Source organism: Sagittula stellata E-37 (assembly GCF_039724765.1).
GTDB classification, from domain to species: domain Bacteria; phylum Pseudomonadota; class Alphaproteobacteria; order Rhodobacterales; family Rhodobacteraceae; genus Sagittula; species Sagittula stellata.
The window spans coordinates 2,287,749-2,301,155 of record NZ_CP155729.1 but is presented as its reverse complement, the minus strand read 5'-3'; the positions used below and the strand labels follow the sequence as shown (position 1 = coordinate 2,301,155).

The window sequence follows — 13,407 nt, the reverse complement described above, 5'->3', positions numbered from 1 at the left end:
CCTCATCCGAAGAGCTTCTCGGTTTCGAAGTCGACCGTCGGCATGTACTTGAGCGACGGGTTTTCGGACCCGGTCAGCGCCTTGTGGCCTTCGGTGTTGAGCGCCGTGCGCCGCGCCGCGCGGCGCCCCTCGGACCACGCCTCGAACGACAGCGTGATGCGGCGGTCCTGCGCCCCGGAGAACGTGTAGCTCAGCTGCCGGCTGATCCGCGTCATGTAGCGCACCGGCGCAAACCGCGGCGCCTGGAACTCCGCCACATCGCCGATCGGCTGCAGGTAGAAGCGGACCTCGCGGCCCTTGACGTAGTCGACCCCCAGCGCCTTCATCTGCCGGACCACGTCGTCCATCACCGGATCCTGGAAGTAGGACATCGACAACGAACCTGACGGGGCGATGCCGCCGATGGCGCTTTCCAGCGCCGTCACCGACCCGAGCGCCGAGCCCAGCCAAACGGTCCCGTTCACGTCGGTGAACCGGCCGTCCTGCCCCAGCAGGAAGCGGCAGGGGCCGTCCGCCGTGTCGATCTCCACGAGGCTCAGGAAGCCCAGGACGCCCGCACGCGGATCGAAGCCCGCCGGGAAGAAGCTCATCGGCCAGGCACCTCCATGAACCGCAGCTCCGGCATCGCCCGATGGCTGCGGTCGTAATCGATGCGCCCCATCCCGCTCTCGGCCGCCTCGAAGACCCCGACACCGCGCAGCTGGAGGATGTCGCCCTGCGCGATCGCGGCCCGCAGCGGCATCTGCACACCGAGCTCGAACACGGCGCCGCCCCGGGCGCGCACGTAAGTCACCTGGAACGGCCAGGACGCATGGCTCATGATCTGGCCCACCACCGGCACAAAGCCGTTGCACGACGTGACATCGACGCGGATCGCCTCGGCGCCCGCGGCATGGTCCCCGGCCGCCAGCGCAAAAGGCGCATACTCCCAGCCCCTGCCGTTCGTGAACAGGTTCCCCGCGGCAGACGGCTTGCCCTGCGCGATCACCGTGCCGCCGGCGCCTGTCGCCGAGATCGGGAAGACCGCAGGGTCGTCCATGCGGATCCGGTAGATCCCCCGGCGCCCCTGCGCCATAGCCCGGATGGCACGCCATTGGCCCAGCTGGGCGCGGCCCAGCTTGACCTTCGGCGCCCCGATCCAGCGCGGGAAGCCGCTGAACTGCGTGCGCGTCGTGCCTTCGTTGAAGTCACCCAACGACGTCTCCCGCCAGTCGATGTCCCAGTCGACGTTCAACACCCGCAGGAACGCCGGCGGCAGGGTCACGATGGGGCGCTGCATCACGACGTCCCCCGCGCCTGCACCGCGTCGAGCTGCCCGCTGAAGCCGCGCTGCAGGCTCTGCATGCCCGCCCCCAGCATGCGCGCCGTGACATTGCCGGACACGCGCTCGATCACCGGAACAAGCGCCCCGCTCCCATCCATGCGCACCGCGACCTCGACCCGGCCGCCCCCGCCCTGCCCGGCCCCCGGTCTGGTCAGGTCGTCGACCCGCTCGTTCGGGTGCATGACCGCCATGAACCCGCCCTTGCCGTCGAGGCCTCCCGAGCGCGGCCCGGGCGGCGTGTAGCCGCCGCCGTCGAAGCTGAAGACGCTGGAGACCACGTTGCCCAGCAGGCCCTTGAAGCCGCTCCCCTTGCGGGCGAAGCCGCCGGTGCCGAACAGCGCATATTCGATGGCCGCGCGCTTCAGCGCCACGCGCAGCTGGTCGGCGGCGTTCTTCTGCCCCATCAACGCGTTCACCAGCGCATCCTTCACCGGCTGGGCAATGCCCATCAGCTGGCGCTGCGCCTCCGTCGCCTTGTCGAGGTTCACTTTCAGCCGGGCCAGTTCCCGGTTGTGCGTCACGGAGCCGATCAGGCCTTTCTCGCGCAGCATGTTGGCGCGCGCGACCTCGGCATTGTAGCGCTCCAGTGCCGTCTGGTTCGCCTCCGTCATCCGGGCGGCCTCCTGCATCAGGCGGTTCTGTTCCTTCAGCGCCGCGCTCTGGCCGCGCCCGCCACGCGCCGCCCGCGCGGCTTTCGGCGGTGTCCAGTTCTCGAGGAACTGCGCCGCGTCCCGGGTTTGCCAGTCGTAGAAGCTGCCGCCCATGGCACGCGGATCGCCGCCACGGCCGCCTTGCGGCGGCGCGGTCCCGGGCATGCCCTGAGGCCCCCAGGAGGCAATCCCGCGCGCGAGATCGAGCCCCATCCCGAGGTTGCGCACAAGTGCGATGGACTCGTCCACCGCCGAGCGGATACCGGCCCCCACGTCGGTCTTGCCCAGCGTCTCGCCGTTCTTCGAGGCCTCCAGCAGCGCATCCACGAGGTCCACCGCCTCGTCGCCACCGCGGCTCAGTTGTGCATTGACCAGGTCGAGCTGCGCCTGCTGCTCGCGGATGGACAGCACCAGGTCCTCGTTGGCGCCAAGCACCTGCCGAACAACCGCCAGGCGGTCCCGTTCCAGGGCCGTGTAGGTCGCCTGCGATCCCAGGTCGCCGGCGGGTTGGTTCATCGCCTCGGCGCGCAGCTCCGCAATCCGTTCGACCTGCAGGAGCGCGTCCGCGAGTTGTGTGTCCAGCGCCGCCCGGTCAGCGGCAAGAGACGCCTCGACATCGCGCCTCTGCCGCTCGAGCTTGGCCTCTTCCAGTCTGGCCAAGGCCTCCCGTGCCCGGGCCTCGAGGCTCAGGCTCCGCAGGATCGACGGCGTGACAATGTCCTGGTTGGTCTTGGACAGCAGGATCGCGGCGTTGTAGCGCCGCTGCGCCTCTGCGGCCTCTTCCAGCGCAGTGCGCGCGGCCCCATAGGCCTCCTGCAGCCTGATCTTCAGGTCCTTCGCCGCATCGCCCGATTTCATCAGGTTCGGCAGGAACGCCGTCGCAAGACCCGCAGCCGCACCGATAACCAGCGGTGCAATGCCGCCAAACCCCGCCAGGATGTCCGGCAGCTGGATGGCCACCGCCCCCATCAGGTTGCCCGTCGCCGTCGCCTGCTGGCCGATCTGGTTCACCTGCAACAGCGCGTTGCGCAGCCCGTGGTGCGACCGCACCGTCGCGCTGTCCATCAGTTCCATGGCGCTGGCAGTGGCCCGGGTCCGCACCTCCATCTGTTTCAGCACCTGCGCCGCCTCGCGCTTCGACACCACCCCGAGCGCGACCGCGCGCGCCACCTGCGCCTCCGCGCCGGCGTAGCGAATCTGCGCGGCATAGGCCGGATCGACGCTGGCCTTCAGCGCGCGGAAGCTGCGCTCCTCCGCCCGGATCCGCCGCTCGAAGACCTCCGCCGACCGGGCCGCGGACTTCGACGACGTGTCGATCCTCTCGTGGGCCTCCTTGCCCGCCTGGCCGATACCCCGGAACTCGGACTTGACGCGCGCGCCGCCCTCGAGCTCCGCGCGATAGGTCACCTTGCGCTGCGTCACGCCTCCCCTCCTTCAGACGATCGGTCGTTCAGCGCAGCCGTCATGGCACGCTCGATATGCGGCATCAGCACGGCCGTCGCCATCGGCGGCACACCCATCGCCCGCCCCATGGCCATGACCGCCGTCATGTCGTAGCCGACCACCTGGCCCGGCACCGCGCGCACCTGGCCGCCGCAATGCATCGCCAGGTCCCAGACCTGCTGCCCCTCCACGGTTTGCGGCGCCTCGACCACCATCGGACAGGTCTCGCAGCGCTCTAGGCAGCTGTCGCAGTAGCCGGCGCTGCCGAAGTGCCACTCGGCGCGCCGGAAGAGCCGTTTCCCTCCGCGTCCGCCAGCAGCGCGGGCATCAGCACACGGTCGCGGAACGCCGTGTAACACAGGTCGTCGTCCAGCATGGCAGAGAGCCACTCCGCGTCCGGCGGGACCGGATCGCCGCTCTCGTCGGCCACCCCCTCCCAGTCGAGCACGACCCGCGGCGCAAGCGCCTTGCACCAGTCGACGAAGGTGATGACACGGGTCTCCTCTGCCTCGGTCTCTTCCGCTTCGGCCTCCGCGTCGCCGGTCTTGCCGAACAGGTCCTCGCGGACCGCTTCCATCTGCGACGAGGTGACCGGGCAGCAGAGCACACGCACGCCACGCGCCAGGTCGTGCCAGGCCGGATCGGGGTTCAGCTTCAGGCGCAGCATCAGTAGGTCTCCACTTCGTTCACAAGGGTTGCGGTCAGCATCGGGTCGCCGTCGGCCTCCCGCCCGGCCATCCACTGGAACTCGGCCTCGATGCCACCCGGCCCTTCGATCGGGCGGCCCGGCACCGACAGCTTGACCCGGCCAAGCGCCAGCACCAGCGAGGCTCTCGCGCTCTTCGTCCACTCCAGCGAGATCGCCTGCGCCGTCCCGGCCTTCGCCGCGGCAAAAAGCGTCTCCGAGAAGAAGCGCAGCCGCATCGTGCCGCTGCAGGCGGACCGCATCGGGTCGAGCCCGCCGATGAACCCGTCACCGGTGATCGTCTCCACCGGATCGAGATTGTTGTTGTACTCGAACGACAGGCCGACAACATTCGCGGCCGCCGCGCCGTCGATCTTGGCCACGCCCTCGCGCTGCATGAAGCGCGACGGCACCTCGCCGAAGCTGCCGGGCGTCCCCGCCGCGGTCGCCGGTGTCGGCGTGGCCGCACCCTGCGCAATGACGCCGACGGTGCCGTTCAAGCGCCCGCCGCGCTGCATCTCGATCTGCAGCCGGTTCGCCCGCGCCCCCGAGAACATCTCGAACGACGGCACATCCGGCACCTGCCGCTCCAGCGACATGCTGGGCAGGCTCCAGGCCCCGGACCGGAACACATGGCTGTAGACGCCCGTGGCCTCGCTGGTGGTCGGATCGCCCAGCAACGCCTTCAGCCAGAAGCCGGTGGCGTCGACATCGATCGGGATCGCGATGTCGCCGTCACAGACCGGGTTGTCGAGATCCGGATCGCCGGGATCGCGGCTGCCGACGATGTCGTCTTCCAGCAGGCCCTCGCGCCGCGCCAGCCCGTTGGTCATGTACGGCAGGTAGACGAACCCGCTCGCAGGCGTCGTCTTCTCGACGCTCTCGAACACGCCCGCCATGGCCGAGCGCTCACCTCTTCCTCGCGCCATGGCGCACCTCCTGTCAGGTCAACGGATCGGCCACGCCGTAACTCAGCGTGGCCACGATGGTATCGACGCGGAGCGTCTCGCCGCCCTCGACGCGAATGTCGTCGCTGCCGGTGGGCTGCGCCTCGACCCAGTCGCAGAGACCGTCCAGGCCACGATCCGCGTGGATCGCGGCGCCCAGCTCCTGGCGGATCACATCCGCCAGCGTCTCGCGGTCCTCCGACGCCTGCGTGTAGATCTCGAACGCGACCCGGTGGTCGTAGTGGTACGTGAGCGGCAGCGTGACCTCGGCGAGGTCCGGCACGCCGTCGCGCATGATCACCAGGCCCGCGCCCGGGATCGCCTGCGGCAGGACCGCGTTGCGCAGCACGCCCGGCGTCACGGCAGCCGCAACCGCCCTGTGCAGCGCCGCGAGGCGCGTCTCTATTGCGCCCCTCACAGCACCCAAAGGCATGCTCAGCCCTCCAGCCAGCCGGCCAGCAGGCCGGGAATGCGGTCGGTGACGGCCTCCGCCGCCGGCACCAGGTCGGTGCGCTTGCGCAGCGTCACCTGCGGCACCAGCAGGAACACCGGCACGGTCTGCGCACCCGTCAGCACGCCATCCTTGCGCCGGCGCCCGCCCTTGCGGCGCGCCTGGCCACGCTTCGTCAGCCGGGCATCGTCCACCACCAGAAGCGCCGAGCGGCGGTTCTGCCGGTAGACAAACCGCAGCCGCTGGCCCGTCCGGCGCTCGAAGTCGAGCGGCGTCATCCGCCGGCCAAACCGACCCCGTCCCGCCGCCTCCAGCGGAATGGCCAGCCAGAACCCATCCCGCGACCCGATCGTCGCGCCCTCGTCATGCGCCGCGACGATCTCCGGCGCCTTCGTCCAGACCAGCGCCGCCGCGTTGAGGCTGTTGGTGCCTTGCGGATAGCTCTCCGACCGCACGGTGTTGCCCAGCCGGTTGCCCAATCCGCCCGCGGCGATGTCCTGCCGCCAGGCGGACTTGAGGTCCCGTGCGACAGACCGCATCGCCCCCATGTGCGCGCGTTCCATCCGCTCCAGGTCCCGCGCCATCATCTCACCCACGTCGACGTCCGGGCGAACGGTCAGTCTCATGCCGGACGGGTGTCCAGTGACCACGACAGTCTCTCGACGTCCTGGTCCGGCTCACCCTGAACGATACGCGTCTCCCCCCGCCACAGGATCACGTCCCCGGGCCGGGGATTCTCCACCGCCGAGACCGCAACCTCGAGCACGACCGTGGACGCATGGACCTTTGCCAAGCCGAACCCCACCTCCACGTCCGGTGCCGTGGCGATCGCCCGCACCGTTTGCGCCAGCCCGGTGGCCAGCGGCGTATAGGTCACGTCCTCGGCCATGTTCGCATCGGCATGGAGCACACCGAGACCCGCTTCGAAGGCGTTCATCGCCTCAGAACGACCCGTTCAGCCGCACCTGGCCGGTGGTGTCGCCGGCACCGGACCCGACAGCCGCCATGGCAACCCCGATCAGGGTGTTGCTGCTCACGACAGTGGTGGTCCGGAAGTTGGTGTTGTCCCAGTAGACCTTAGCACCCACGGTCCAGGCCTGCGACCCGACCTTGGCGATGTCGACCACGCCCGTCGTCACCAGGACGACATCCGCGCCGCTCTCCGCATCACCTTCCGCCACGCCGAACATCGATCCGACCAGCGCGCCTTCGCCCGAGGTCAGCGCCCGCGGGGCCGCCACGACGACCTTGTCGCCATCCTGCACATAAGATTTCATGGTGTTTCTCCGAACACATGGGATTGCCATGACCGGGCGGACCCGCCCGGCCTCCGACGGCCGTCAGGCCGCAATCGCGTCACCGCCCGGGATCAGGCCCCGGCGTTCTTGTACATCGTCCGGAAGTCGAGCGGCGCGACGCCCGCATCGATGCGCACCTTCAGCTCGACACCGTCCGAGGTCCAACCCGTCTTCTGCTCGATGTACGGCGACTGGACGCCATCGAGATAGGCAACCTCGATCGTGTCGAAGGCCGCGGGGTTCGCCGCCAGGTACCACGCGGTCGCGCTGGCATCGTCGAGCCGCGCATCCGAGATCACCTCCGCCATGCCCGCCACCGGGTTCTTCGCATGCCCCTTCGTCGCCGTCGGATCGACCGTCGAATTGATCAGCTGATCGAAGTCGGTCTCCAGCGCCGCTGGCGAGAGAATATAGGCCGGCCGGATGTTCAGCGACGGACCGCCCTCCCGTTCCTTCTGGGTCTTCATCGCCGTGCGCCCCGCCGACAGCGTGGCGATGGACGGCGCAGCACCGGACCCTGCAAGGTTGTTGTGGTCGGCGTGGAACAGCGCGGTCCCGTCCGACATGTTCGGGTTGCCGGTCAGCACGCCGTACACGAGGTTGCCGATGGTGCGGCGTGCCGCACGGCCCCCCTTCATCGGGATCGAGCTCAGCATCGACAGGTCGTCGTTGATGATCGCCTGGCGGGTGATGCGGAACAGCCGGCCATAGGTGGCCAGGGTGATCGGCTCCCCCCGGTCGCCCACGGTGCCGTACGTGTAGTTGGCGCCCTCGACAACTTCCGGCAGCGCGTCGAGCAGCCCCAGGCCAACCCGCGTGGTCGGCTTGAAGTCGGTAAGCGTGCCGACAGAGGTCCAGAGTTGGAAGGTCTCCTCCGCCTCCTCCCAGCCCTTCAGCGCAGCCTTGCCCGCGATCGAGGACAGGATATGGGCAAAGTCGCTGGTCGTGTGGCTGCCCGCCTGGGTGAACGCCATCCCCACCATGTCAAGACGGCTAGCCGGGGACCGGATCCCCAGCAAGTCCAGCGACTGCCGCGCCAGTTCCGACAGCGTCAGGCCGGTGAACTCGTTGCGCTCGCCACCAAGGCCCGCACGCGCCATCACGCCGAGCTCCGCACCCTGCACGAACTTCTCGCGCGCATCGGCCTGCACCGTGGCGGTCTGGCGAGCGCCGCCAATGCCCCGGGTGTCCGCCTGGGCCTTCGCCGCAAAGGCATCCACCGCGGCCGTGCGGAAGGCGTCCACGCTCATGCCATCCTCCTTCGCCTGCGTCACAAGCGCCTCGTCGGCACCGAGCTGCTGCGCCACGGTGTCGATCCCGGCAATCCGGGCCCGCTCATCCTGCGCCGCCTGCTGACGGATCGCCGCCGCGTCGACGGGGGTCGGGGTGGGCGCCACGGGGGCGGCGCTCTGCGTCTTGTCAGCCATGTCGGTCTCTCCTTTGATGGCATCCTCTGCGGCGTCCGCCGCCTGCACCTGCGCCGCAACCGGTGCAGGCGTCTCCTGCGCGGACGGATCCGCGGTTTCCCCGGGGCGATACACCTGGCCGAAGGACAGCGGCGGACCCGCGTCCGACTGCACGCGCGACCCGCGGTCCGCCGGCACCGCACACATCGAGATCTCGACCACGCGGATCTTCGAGAAGTGGATCACCTCGATCTCGCCACCGCCGTCCAGATCTTCCGTCCTGGCCTCCTGTTCCAGCACCTCGAAGCCCGCACTGACGTTGCGGAGGATGCCTTGGGAGACGCGCTGCCAGATCGGCTCCACGTCCTCGGTGTCGGCGAACCGGATCACGGCACGGCCCTCTCCGTTCTTCACCCAGGCATCCTCCACCACGCCGATCACGGCGCGGCTGTCCCAGCTCTGGTGGCTGTCGAGCACCGGCCCCGATGCCTTCAAAAACGCCAGGTCGATGGCCTCGGGCGTGACATCGATGCGCGTCGGCATGCGCCTCACGTCCCCCTTGTGCCAGACCCAATGATTGACCAGCGCGCCGGTGGTGAACACCACCTCGACGGTGCGGGCTTCAAGGTCGAGCGTCTGCAGCGCCGCCGCCTGGATCATCCGCGCAGGCACGCCCGCCTCTCCGCCACGTGTCGGTGTCGTCATGCCTCGTCTCCTGTGCCTGTCGGGGTTTCCCCCGCGATCCCGGCGCGCATCCCGCGCCAGCGCTTCTGACCCGCCATCACCTCTTCCGGCGTCTTGCCGGTCGCCTCGATCACCGCCTCGGGGTCCGCGATGAAGTTCTCGATCTCCAGAACCGCCGCAGAGACGTCCTTCTGCGGATCGACCCATGGCCGCTTCGGCGCGATGTACTTCGCCCGCGGCGTCAGGCGCGTTGTCAGCTCACCATTGATCGATGCCGCCTGCATCACGCGCCGCCAGGCCGGACGGCCGCTCTGCTGGACCATCAGGTCGGCCTGCCAGCTGTCGACCAGCCGGTTGAACTCGATCCGGCCCTCGCGCATCGAGCTGTAGTTCGCCCGCGACATGTCGCCGGTCATCTGCATGTACGTCACGCCGATGCCCGCCGCGACAGCGTGCAGCCGCTCCTTCATGTGCTCCACGAGCCCGGGGCTGGCCGGCGGTGCGTTGAACTCGACACCCCAGCCCGGCCGCGCCTCCAGCACCATGCCGGGCTGCATGCGCTCGATCGGCGATCCCGATGCACTGCGCAATGGCACCGCCGCATCCCCCGTCGCAGGCGCGATCGCCGCACCATCGGGCGCCGCGTCCTCATGCGCGTTGTGCACGACCATCGAGATGCAGGCCTCGAGCTTTTTCCGGACAACCTCCGCCTCGGCCAGGTCGTCGAGATCCCGCAGCACCGTGGCAACGGGCGCAAACCACGACACCCCCCGCACCTGGCCCGGCCGCAAGACCTCGAAGATGTGGTCGACGTACTCCGCGGACACGCGCCGTGTCGTCTGTTTCCAGCCCGTGGCGGCATAGCTGTCGCCGGGGTGCCCCTCGAACAGGTGATAGGCCACCCGCCGACCCAGCGCGTCGAACTCCACGCCCTGCACCACCCGCCCGCCACCGGGCAGATCCTCGTTGCGCTGATGATCCAGCAGATCCCCCTCGACGATCCGGCACCGCCAGAACAGCCGCCCGCGATCCGAGACCGGGAACCACAGACGCAGCGCCTCTCCCCCCTCGGCCACCGTGCGCATCACCAGGCGCTGCTGGCCGTAGAAGTCCATCTGACCCTCCGGGTCGCAGTTCTCCTGGAACCGCTCCCACTGGTCCCGGGTGATCCGCTGCAGCGCTTCGCGCGCCTCAAGACCCGCGATCTCGTCGGCCAGGCGCGGGCGCACCCCCGAGCCCGCCACATGCGAGGCCACCACCCGCACCGCGCGGCTGGCGAAGGGGGAATTGCGCACCAAGTCGCGTGCCCCGGCCCGCAGGAACGGCAAGGCCCCCTGCAGTTCCGTGGCCGCCGAGGTGTGCGGCCGCGACCAGCCCGCCATCCGCCCGCCGACACGCGCCGCGTCATAGGCCTGGATGACCTCGGCCCGTTTCTCCGCACTCACCCGCCGCAGGTCAGCCTCCGCCCGGCTCGCCTGCAGCCACGCGCGAACGGTCCCGATCCCCAACATCCGCTCAGTCCCTGTAAAACGCGCCGATGCTGACGCCGACAGCCCCCCGCCCCGCCGCAGCACGTTTCCGGGCGCGCCAGTACGACAACGCGCGCTCCATCTCCGCCTGGCTCTGGTAGGTCACCTTGCGCCCGTCGCTGTAGGTGACATCGCGCACCCCCTGCGCCATGGCCGTCTCCAGCGTGTCGATGGCACTGTCCGGTGTTACAGCCATTCGCTTCCCCTGCCGTTCAGCCAGTCATCCTCCGGGGCCGCACTCTCGCGCGCCTCGGGTTTGGGTTTCTCGGGCGTGCTCCGCGGTGTGTCTGACGGCGCCACAGGCGCGACCACCGGGACGGTTCCGTCGAACAGGTCCGCCTGCACCTCCTGGGGCTGCGCGCTGCGCTCCGCCTCAAGCGCCGCCCACTGGTCCGCCGTCAGCGACAGCCAGCCCTTCCGCCGTGCCGCCGCTTCGGCGTAGAGCATCGTGTCGAGCCCCTCGTTCCGGCGTGTCGGCTCGACGAGCTCCCAGCGGGCATTCACCACGCCGGACGCGCTGCGCCGGAGCACCCGGACCTCCGAGGTCACCATGCGGTAGTATTCGTCGCCCAGCCCCCGGGCGAAGTGCACGTAGCCGCGCGACAGCGGATCGTCCTTGTCCAGCCAGCCGTAGAAGTCGCCCTTCAGCTGGCTCACGTTCAGCATGAACGCGCGCTTCTGCCGGCGCCGGGCCTTCCCGTCCGCCCGGCGCTCGAACTTCTGCGGCACCATCGTCGGCCCGTTGGCACTGTTCGACCCCTTGACGATGATCACCCGATCCCAGGGCCAGCGCCGGGCCCAGGACCAGACCGCATCCGTGTAGGTGCCACCGTCGATGGCCAGCATGTCGAGAGGCAGGCGCAGGCCGCGCTCCGTCCGCCACGTCGCCTTCAGGTGGCCGTCCAGCGCCGACCAGCACGCCTCGTCCGCGATGTGATGCGGCACCACGATGTAATCCACCGGCCACCGCTGGTGGTTCGGCCCGTGCGCCACGATGTGGATCTCGGTGCGGTCGCCCTGGCAATCGACACCGGCGGTCAAAATCACGCCCCGGGCCGGCACGATGCTGCGCGGCAGGCCCTCGCCCTCCGGCCGGTTCTCCACCCGGTCGCGCAGCTTCTCCCAGTCCGGGCCCTTGCTCGCGACCGCATAGGGCAGGCCCAGAACGTCGTTCCAGAAGGTCTGTTCCGTCTCCGCCTCGACGGTGTGGGCCATCGCCTCCTCCGTCTCGCCCGTCAAAGACAGCTGCGTCCAGCCCATCACCCGCGCATATTCCACCGCGATCGACGCCCAGTCCCGCTGCGGCACGTAGGCCCGCCACAAATGGAACCCCGGGTGATCGCCACCCGGGTTCGTGGCCACCCACCGTCCCTGCCCGACGATCCGTTCCTTCTCCGCGTGCCCGATCACCCCACCGCAGTCGTCGCAGGTGAAGCATGCGGCGTGCAGGCGCTCGGGATCGAGGTTGCGCCGGAAGTTCTCCCAGGTCAGCGGCGCCATGTGGCCGCAATGCGGGCACGGCACATGGAACAGCCGCTTGTCGCTCCGCTCATACCGCCGGGTGATCCTGCAGGTGCCGACCAGCTGCGCCGTCGAGATCGCGAGGATCTTCGCATCCTCGAACCCGCTTGCCCGGCTCTCCGCCAGTTTCTCCGGATCCCCCTTCGGCGTCATCTCGAACTTCGACAGGTCGTCCAGCGCCACCAGCCGCCGCGACGTGCCGGCAAGGTCGTCCGGAGAACCCGCCGAGGTCACTTTCAGCGACCCGTTCCGCGTCAGGGTCTCCTGGTTGAACTTCGCGTCCTTGTTGTCGCCGCCCCGCCCGTCCCCGAAGAGCCGCCTCAGGCTCGGCGCCTGCCGGCGCATCGGCAACCACTTGTTGTCGACCCACTCGGTGGCCGCACTGTGCGTCGGATGCACCACCAGGCTGTCGAGCGGTCCGTACTCGTGCCACGCTCCGATCACCGGGTTCAGCACCGACACCGTCTTGCCCCATTGCGCCGATCCCCGCACGCTCACCTCGCGGCACGGATGCTCCGGGCTCAACACCTCGTGGATCTCGCGCAGGAACGGGAACCGCCCGATCCGGAACGGCCCCGGCATCGGCGAACGCTCGTCGAAGACGATGTTCTCCTCGCACCACCGCGTGATGTCCGGCGGCGGCGGCGGTGCCATCGCCTCCGCCAGCGCCGCGGCGATCACCGCCTCCGCAGAGGTCAGGAAGCCCATGTCAGAAGTCCGCTTCCCGCTCTTCGTCGCTGGCCCCGGCCGCCGCCGCCACGCCCGTCAGCGCCTCGGACCTCTCGCCACGGTGCGCCCGCCACTGGTCGATCAGGATCGACCGCACCTCGCGGTAATCCACACCCATCACGTCCGCCACCCGCCGGGCCGCGTCGCGCAGCATCGTCTCGACCTGCGCGATCTCCTGCGCCAGCTGGCGCTTGGCCTGCCGCGCGGCCTCCTCGGCCAGGACCATCGTCCCCTCGTCGAGGACGTTCTGACGCCGCAGGCGGCGCGCCTCTTCCTCGACCTTCTGCGTCCGCGCCAGCTCGTAGCGGTCCGGATCCCGCGCGGGAAGGACATCGCCGCCCGGCTTGCGCGCCGGCGCTTCGGGGGGCGCTTCGGGGAGCGCTTCGGGGGGCGCCTCGCCCGCCTCGATCCCGCGCAGGGACCGCCGCGTCGCCGCGCCGTTCCCCATCATCTGCCCCTTGTCCAGCCGCCGCCCCAGCGCCTCGGCCGCCTTCACCAGGTCGAACCGGCGCGCCCGCCCGTCCCCCTGGTAACACCCCTCAAGCTTGCCCTCGCTGACGTACTGGCTGACCCGGCCCTTCGTGACCCCGAGCTCCTTGGCGAGCTCCGTCGTCGTCAGTCCGGCCATGCGCCGCTCCCCCTGAACATGGTCCCCGTTGTTTAGGCGCGCCCCGAGTTTAGGCTTCCCAACTCGTTTACCCGCGCGACCCCTCTGCGCTTCGCCCGCCCGTATACATTCA

At 69.8% G+C, this 13,407-nt stretch carries 15 protein-coding genes; all 15 read right to left on the bottom strand.

Going from position 1 to position 13,407, the window contains the following annotated elements; genetic code table 11:
• Positions 1–2: 2 nt before the first annotated feature.
• The 15 genes from ABFK29_RS11015 to ABFK29_RS10945 all read right to left on the bottom strand — a co-directional run bounded on the left by ABFK29_RS11015 (position 3) and on the right by ABFK29_RS10945 (position 13,295).
• A complete protein-coding gene (locus ABFK29_RS11015) occupies positions 3–590 on the bottom strand; it encodes a hypothetical protein (protein ID WP_005857925.1) in 588 nt (195 codons plus the stop codon).
• Complete coding sequence (locus tag ABFK29_RS11010) at positions 587–1,279, bottom strand: hypothetical protein (RefSeq protein WP_005857923.1); 693 nt, start codon at positions 1,277–1,279, stop codon at positions 587–589. Before ABFK29_RS11010 ends, ABFK29_RS11015 begins: the two co-directional genes overlap by 4 nt.
• Complete coding sequence (locus ABFK29_RS11005; protein WP_005857921.1) at positions 1,279–3,396, bottom strand: hypothetical protein; 2,118 nt, start codon at positions 3,394–3,396, stop codon at positions 1,279–1,281. Before ABFK29_RS11005 ends, ABFK29_RS11010 begins: the two co-directional genes overlap by 1 nt.
• Positions 3,393–3,632 (bottom strand): DUF7697 family protein, encoded by a 240-nt coding sequence (locus ABFK29_RS11000; RefSeq protein ID WP_005857919.1) that lies wholly within the window; start codon positions 3,630–3,632, stop codon positions 3,393–3,395. The genes ABFK29_RS11005 and ABFK29_RS11000 overlap by 4 nt, the downstream gene beginning before the upstream one ends.
• A gap of 20 nt (positions 3,633–3,652) precedes the next feature.
• Positions 3,653–4,084 (bottom strand): hypothetical protein, encoded by a 432-nt coding sequence (locus ABFK29_RS10995; protein WP_005857918.1) that lies wholly within the window; start codon positions 4,082–4,084, stop codon positions 3,653–3,655.
• On the bottom strand, positions 4,084–5,031 hold the full coding sequence (locus ABFK29_RS10990; RefSeq protein WP_040604381.1) for a phage tail tube protein: 948 nt from the start codon (positions 5,029–5,031) through the stop codon (positions 4,084–4,086). The genes ABFK29_RS10995 and ABFK29_RS10990 overlap by 1 nt, the downstream gene beginning before the upstream one ends.
• Positions 5,032–5,044: 13 nt before the next feature.
• Complete coding sequence (locus tag ABFK29_RS10985) at positions 5,045–5,482, bottom strand: hypothetical protein (protein ID WP_005857914.1); 438 nt, start codon at positions 5,480–5,482, stop codon at positions 5,045–5,047.
• Positions 5,483–5,484: 2 nt separating this feature from the next.
• Positions 5,485–6,126, bottom strand: a complete 642-nt coding sequence (locus ABFK29_RS10980) for a DUF6441 family protein (RefSeq protein WP_005857912.1) — start codon at positions 6,124–6,126, stop codon at positions 5,485–5,487.
• On the bottom strand, positions 6,123–6,437 hold the full coding sequence (locus ABFK29_RS10975; RefSeq protein ID WP_005857910.1) for a head-tail joining protein: 315 nt from the start codon (positions 6,435–6,437) through the stop codon (positions 6,123–6,125). Before ABFK29_RS10975 ends, ABFK29_RS10980 begins: the two co-directional genes overlap by 4 nt.
• A gap of 4 nt (positions 6,438–6,441) precedes the next feature.
• Complete coding sequence (locus tag ABFK29_RS10970) at positions 6,442–6,777, bottom strand: DUF2190 family protein (RefSeq protein ID WP_005857908.1); 336 nt, start codon at positions 6,775–6,777, stop codon at positions 6,442–6,444.
• A 92-nt stretch (positions 6,778–6,869) separates the two neighbouring features.
• Positions 6,870–8,909 carry a prohead protease/major capsid protein fusion protein gene (locus tag ABFK29_RS10965; RefSeq protein ID WP_050772386.1) on the bottom strand — a complete coding sequence of 680 codons (2,040 nt, stop codon included), beginning with the start codon at positions 8,907–8,909 and terminating at the stop codon, positions 6,870–6,872.
• Positions 8,906–10,399, bottom strand: coding sequence for a phage portal protein (locus tag ABFK29_RS10960; protein ID WP_005857904.1), 1,494 nt, complete (start codon positions 10,397–10,399; stop codon positions 8,906–8,908). Before ABFK29_RS10960 ends, ABFK29_RS10965 begins: the two co-directional genes overlap by 4 nt.
• A gap of 4 nt (positions 10,400–10,403) precedes the next feature.
• Entirely contained in the window at positions 10,404–10,613 is a 210-nt protein-coding gene (locus ABFK29_RS10955) for a phage head-tail joining protein (RefSeq protein ID WP_005857902.1), read from the bottom strand.
• The gene (locus ABFK29_RS10950) at positions 10,604–12,646 is read right to left on the bottom strand and encodes a phage terminase large subunit family protein (protein ID WP_005857900.1); all 2,043 of its coding nucleotides are present in this window, start codon (positions 12,644–12,646) and stop codon (positions 10,604–10,606) included. The genes ABFK29_RS10955 and ABFK29_RS10950 overlap by 10 nt, the downstream gene beginning before the upstream one ends.
• A gap of 1 nt (position 12,647) precedes the next feature.
• Positions 12,648–13,295, bottom strand: a complete 648-nt coding sequence (locus ABFK29_RS10945) for a hypothetical protein (protein ID WP_005857899.1) — start codon at positions 13,293–13,295, stop codon at positions 12,648–12,650.
• Positions 13,296–13,407: the final 112 nt, after the last annotated feature.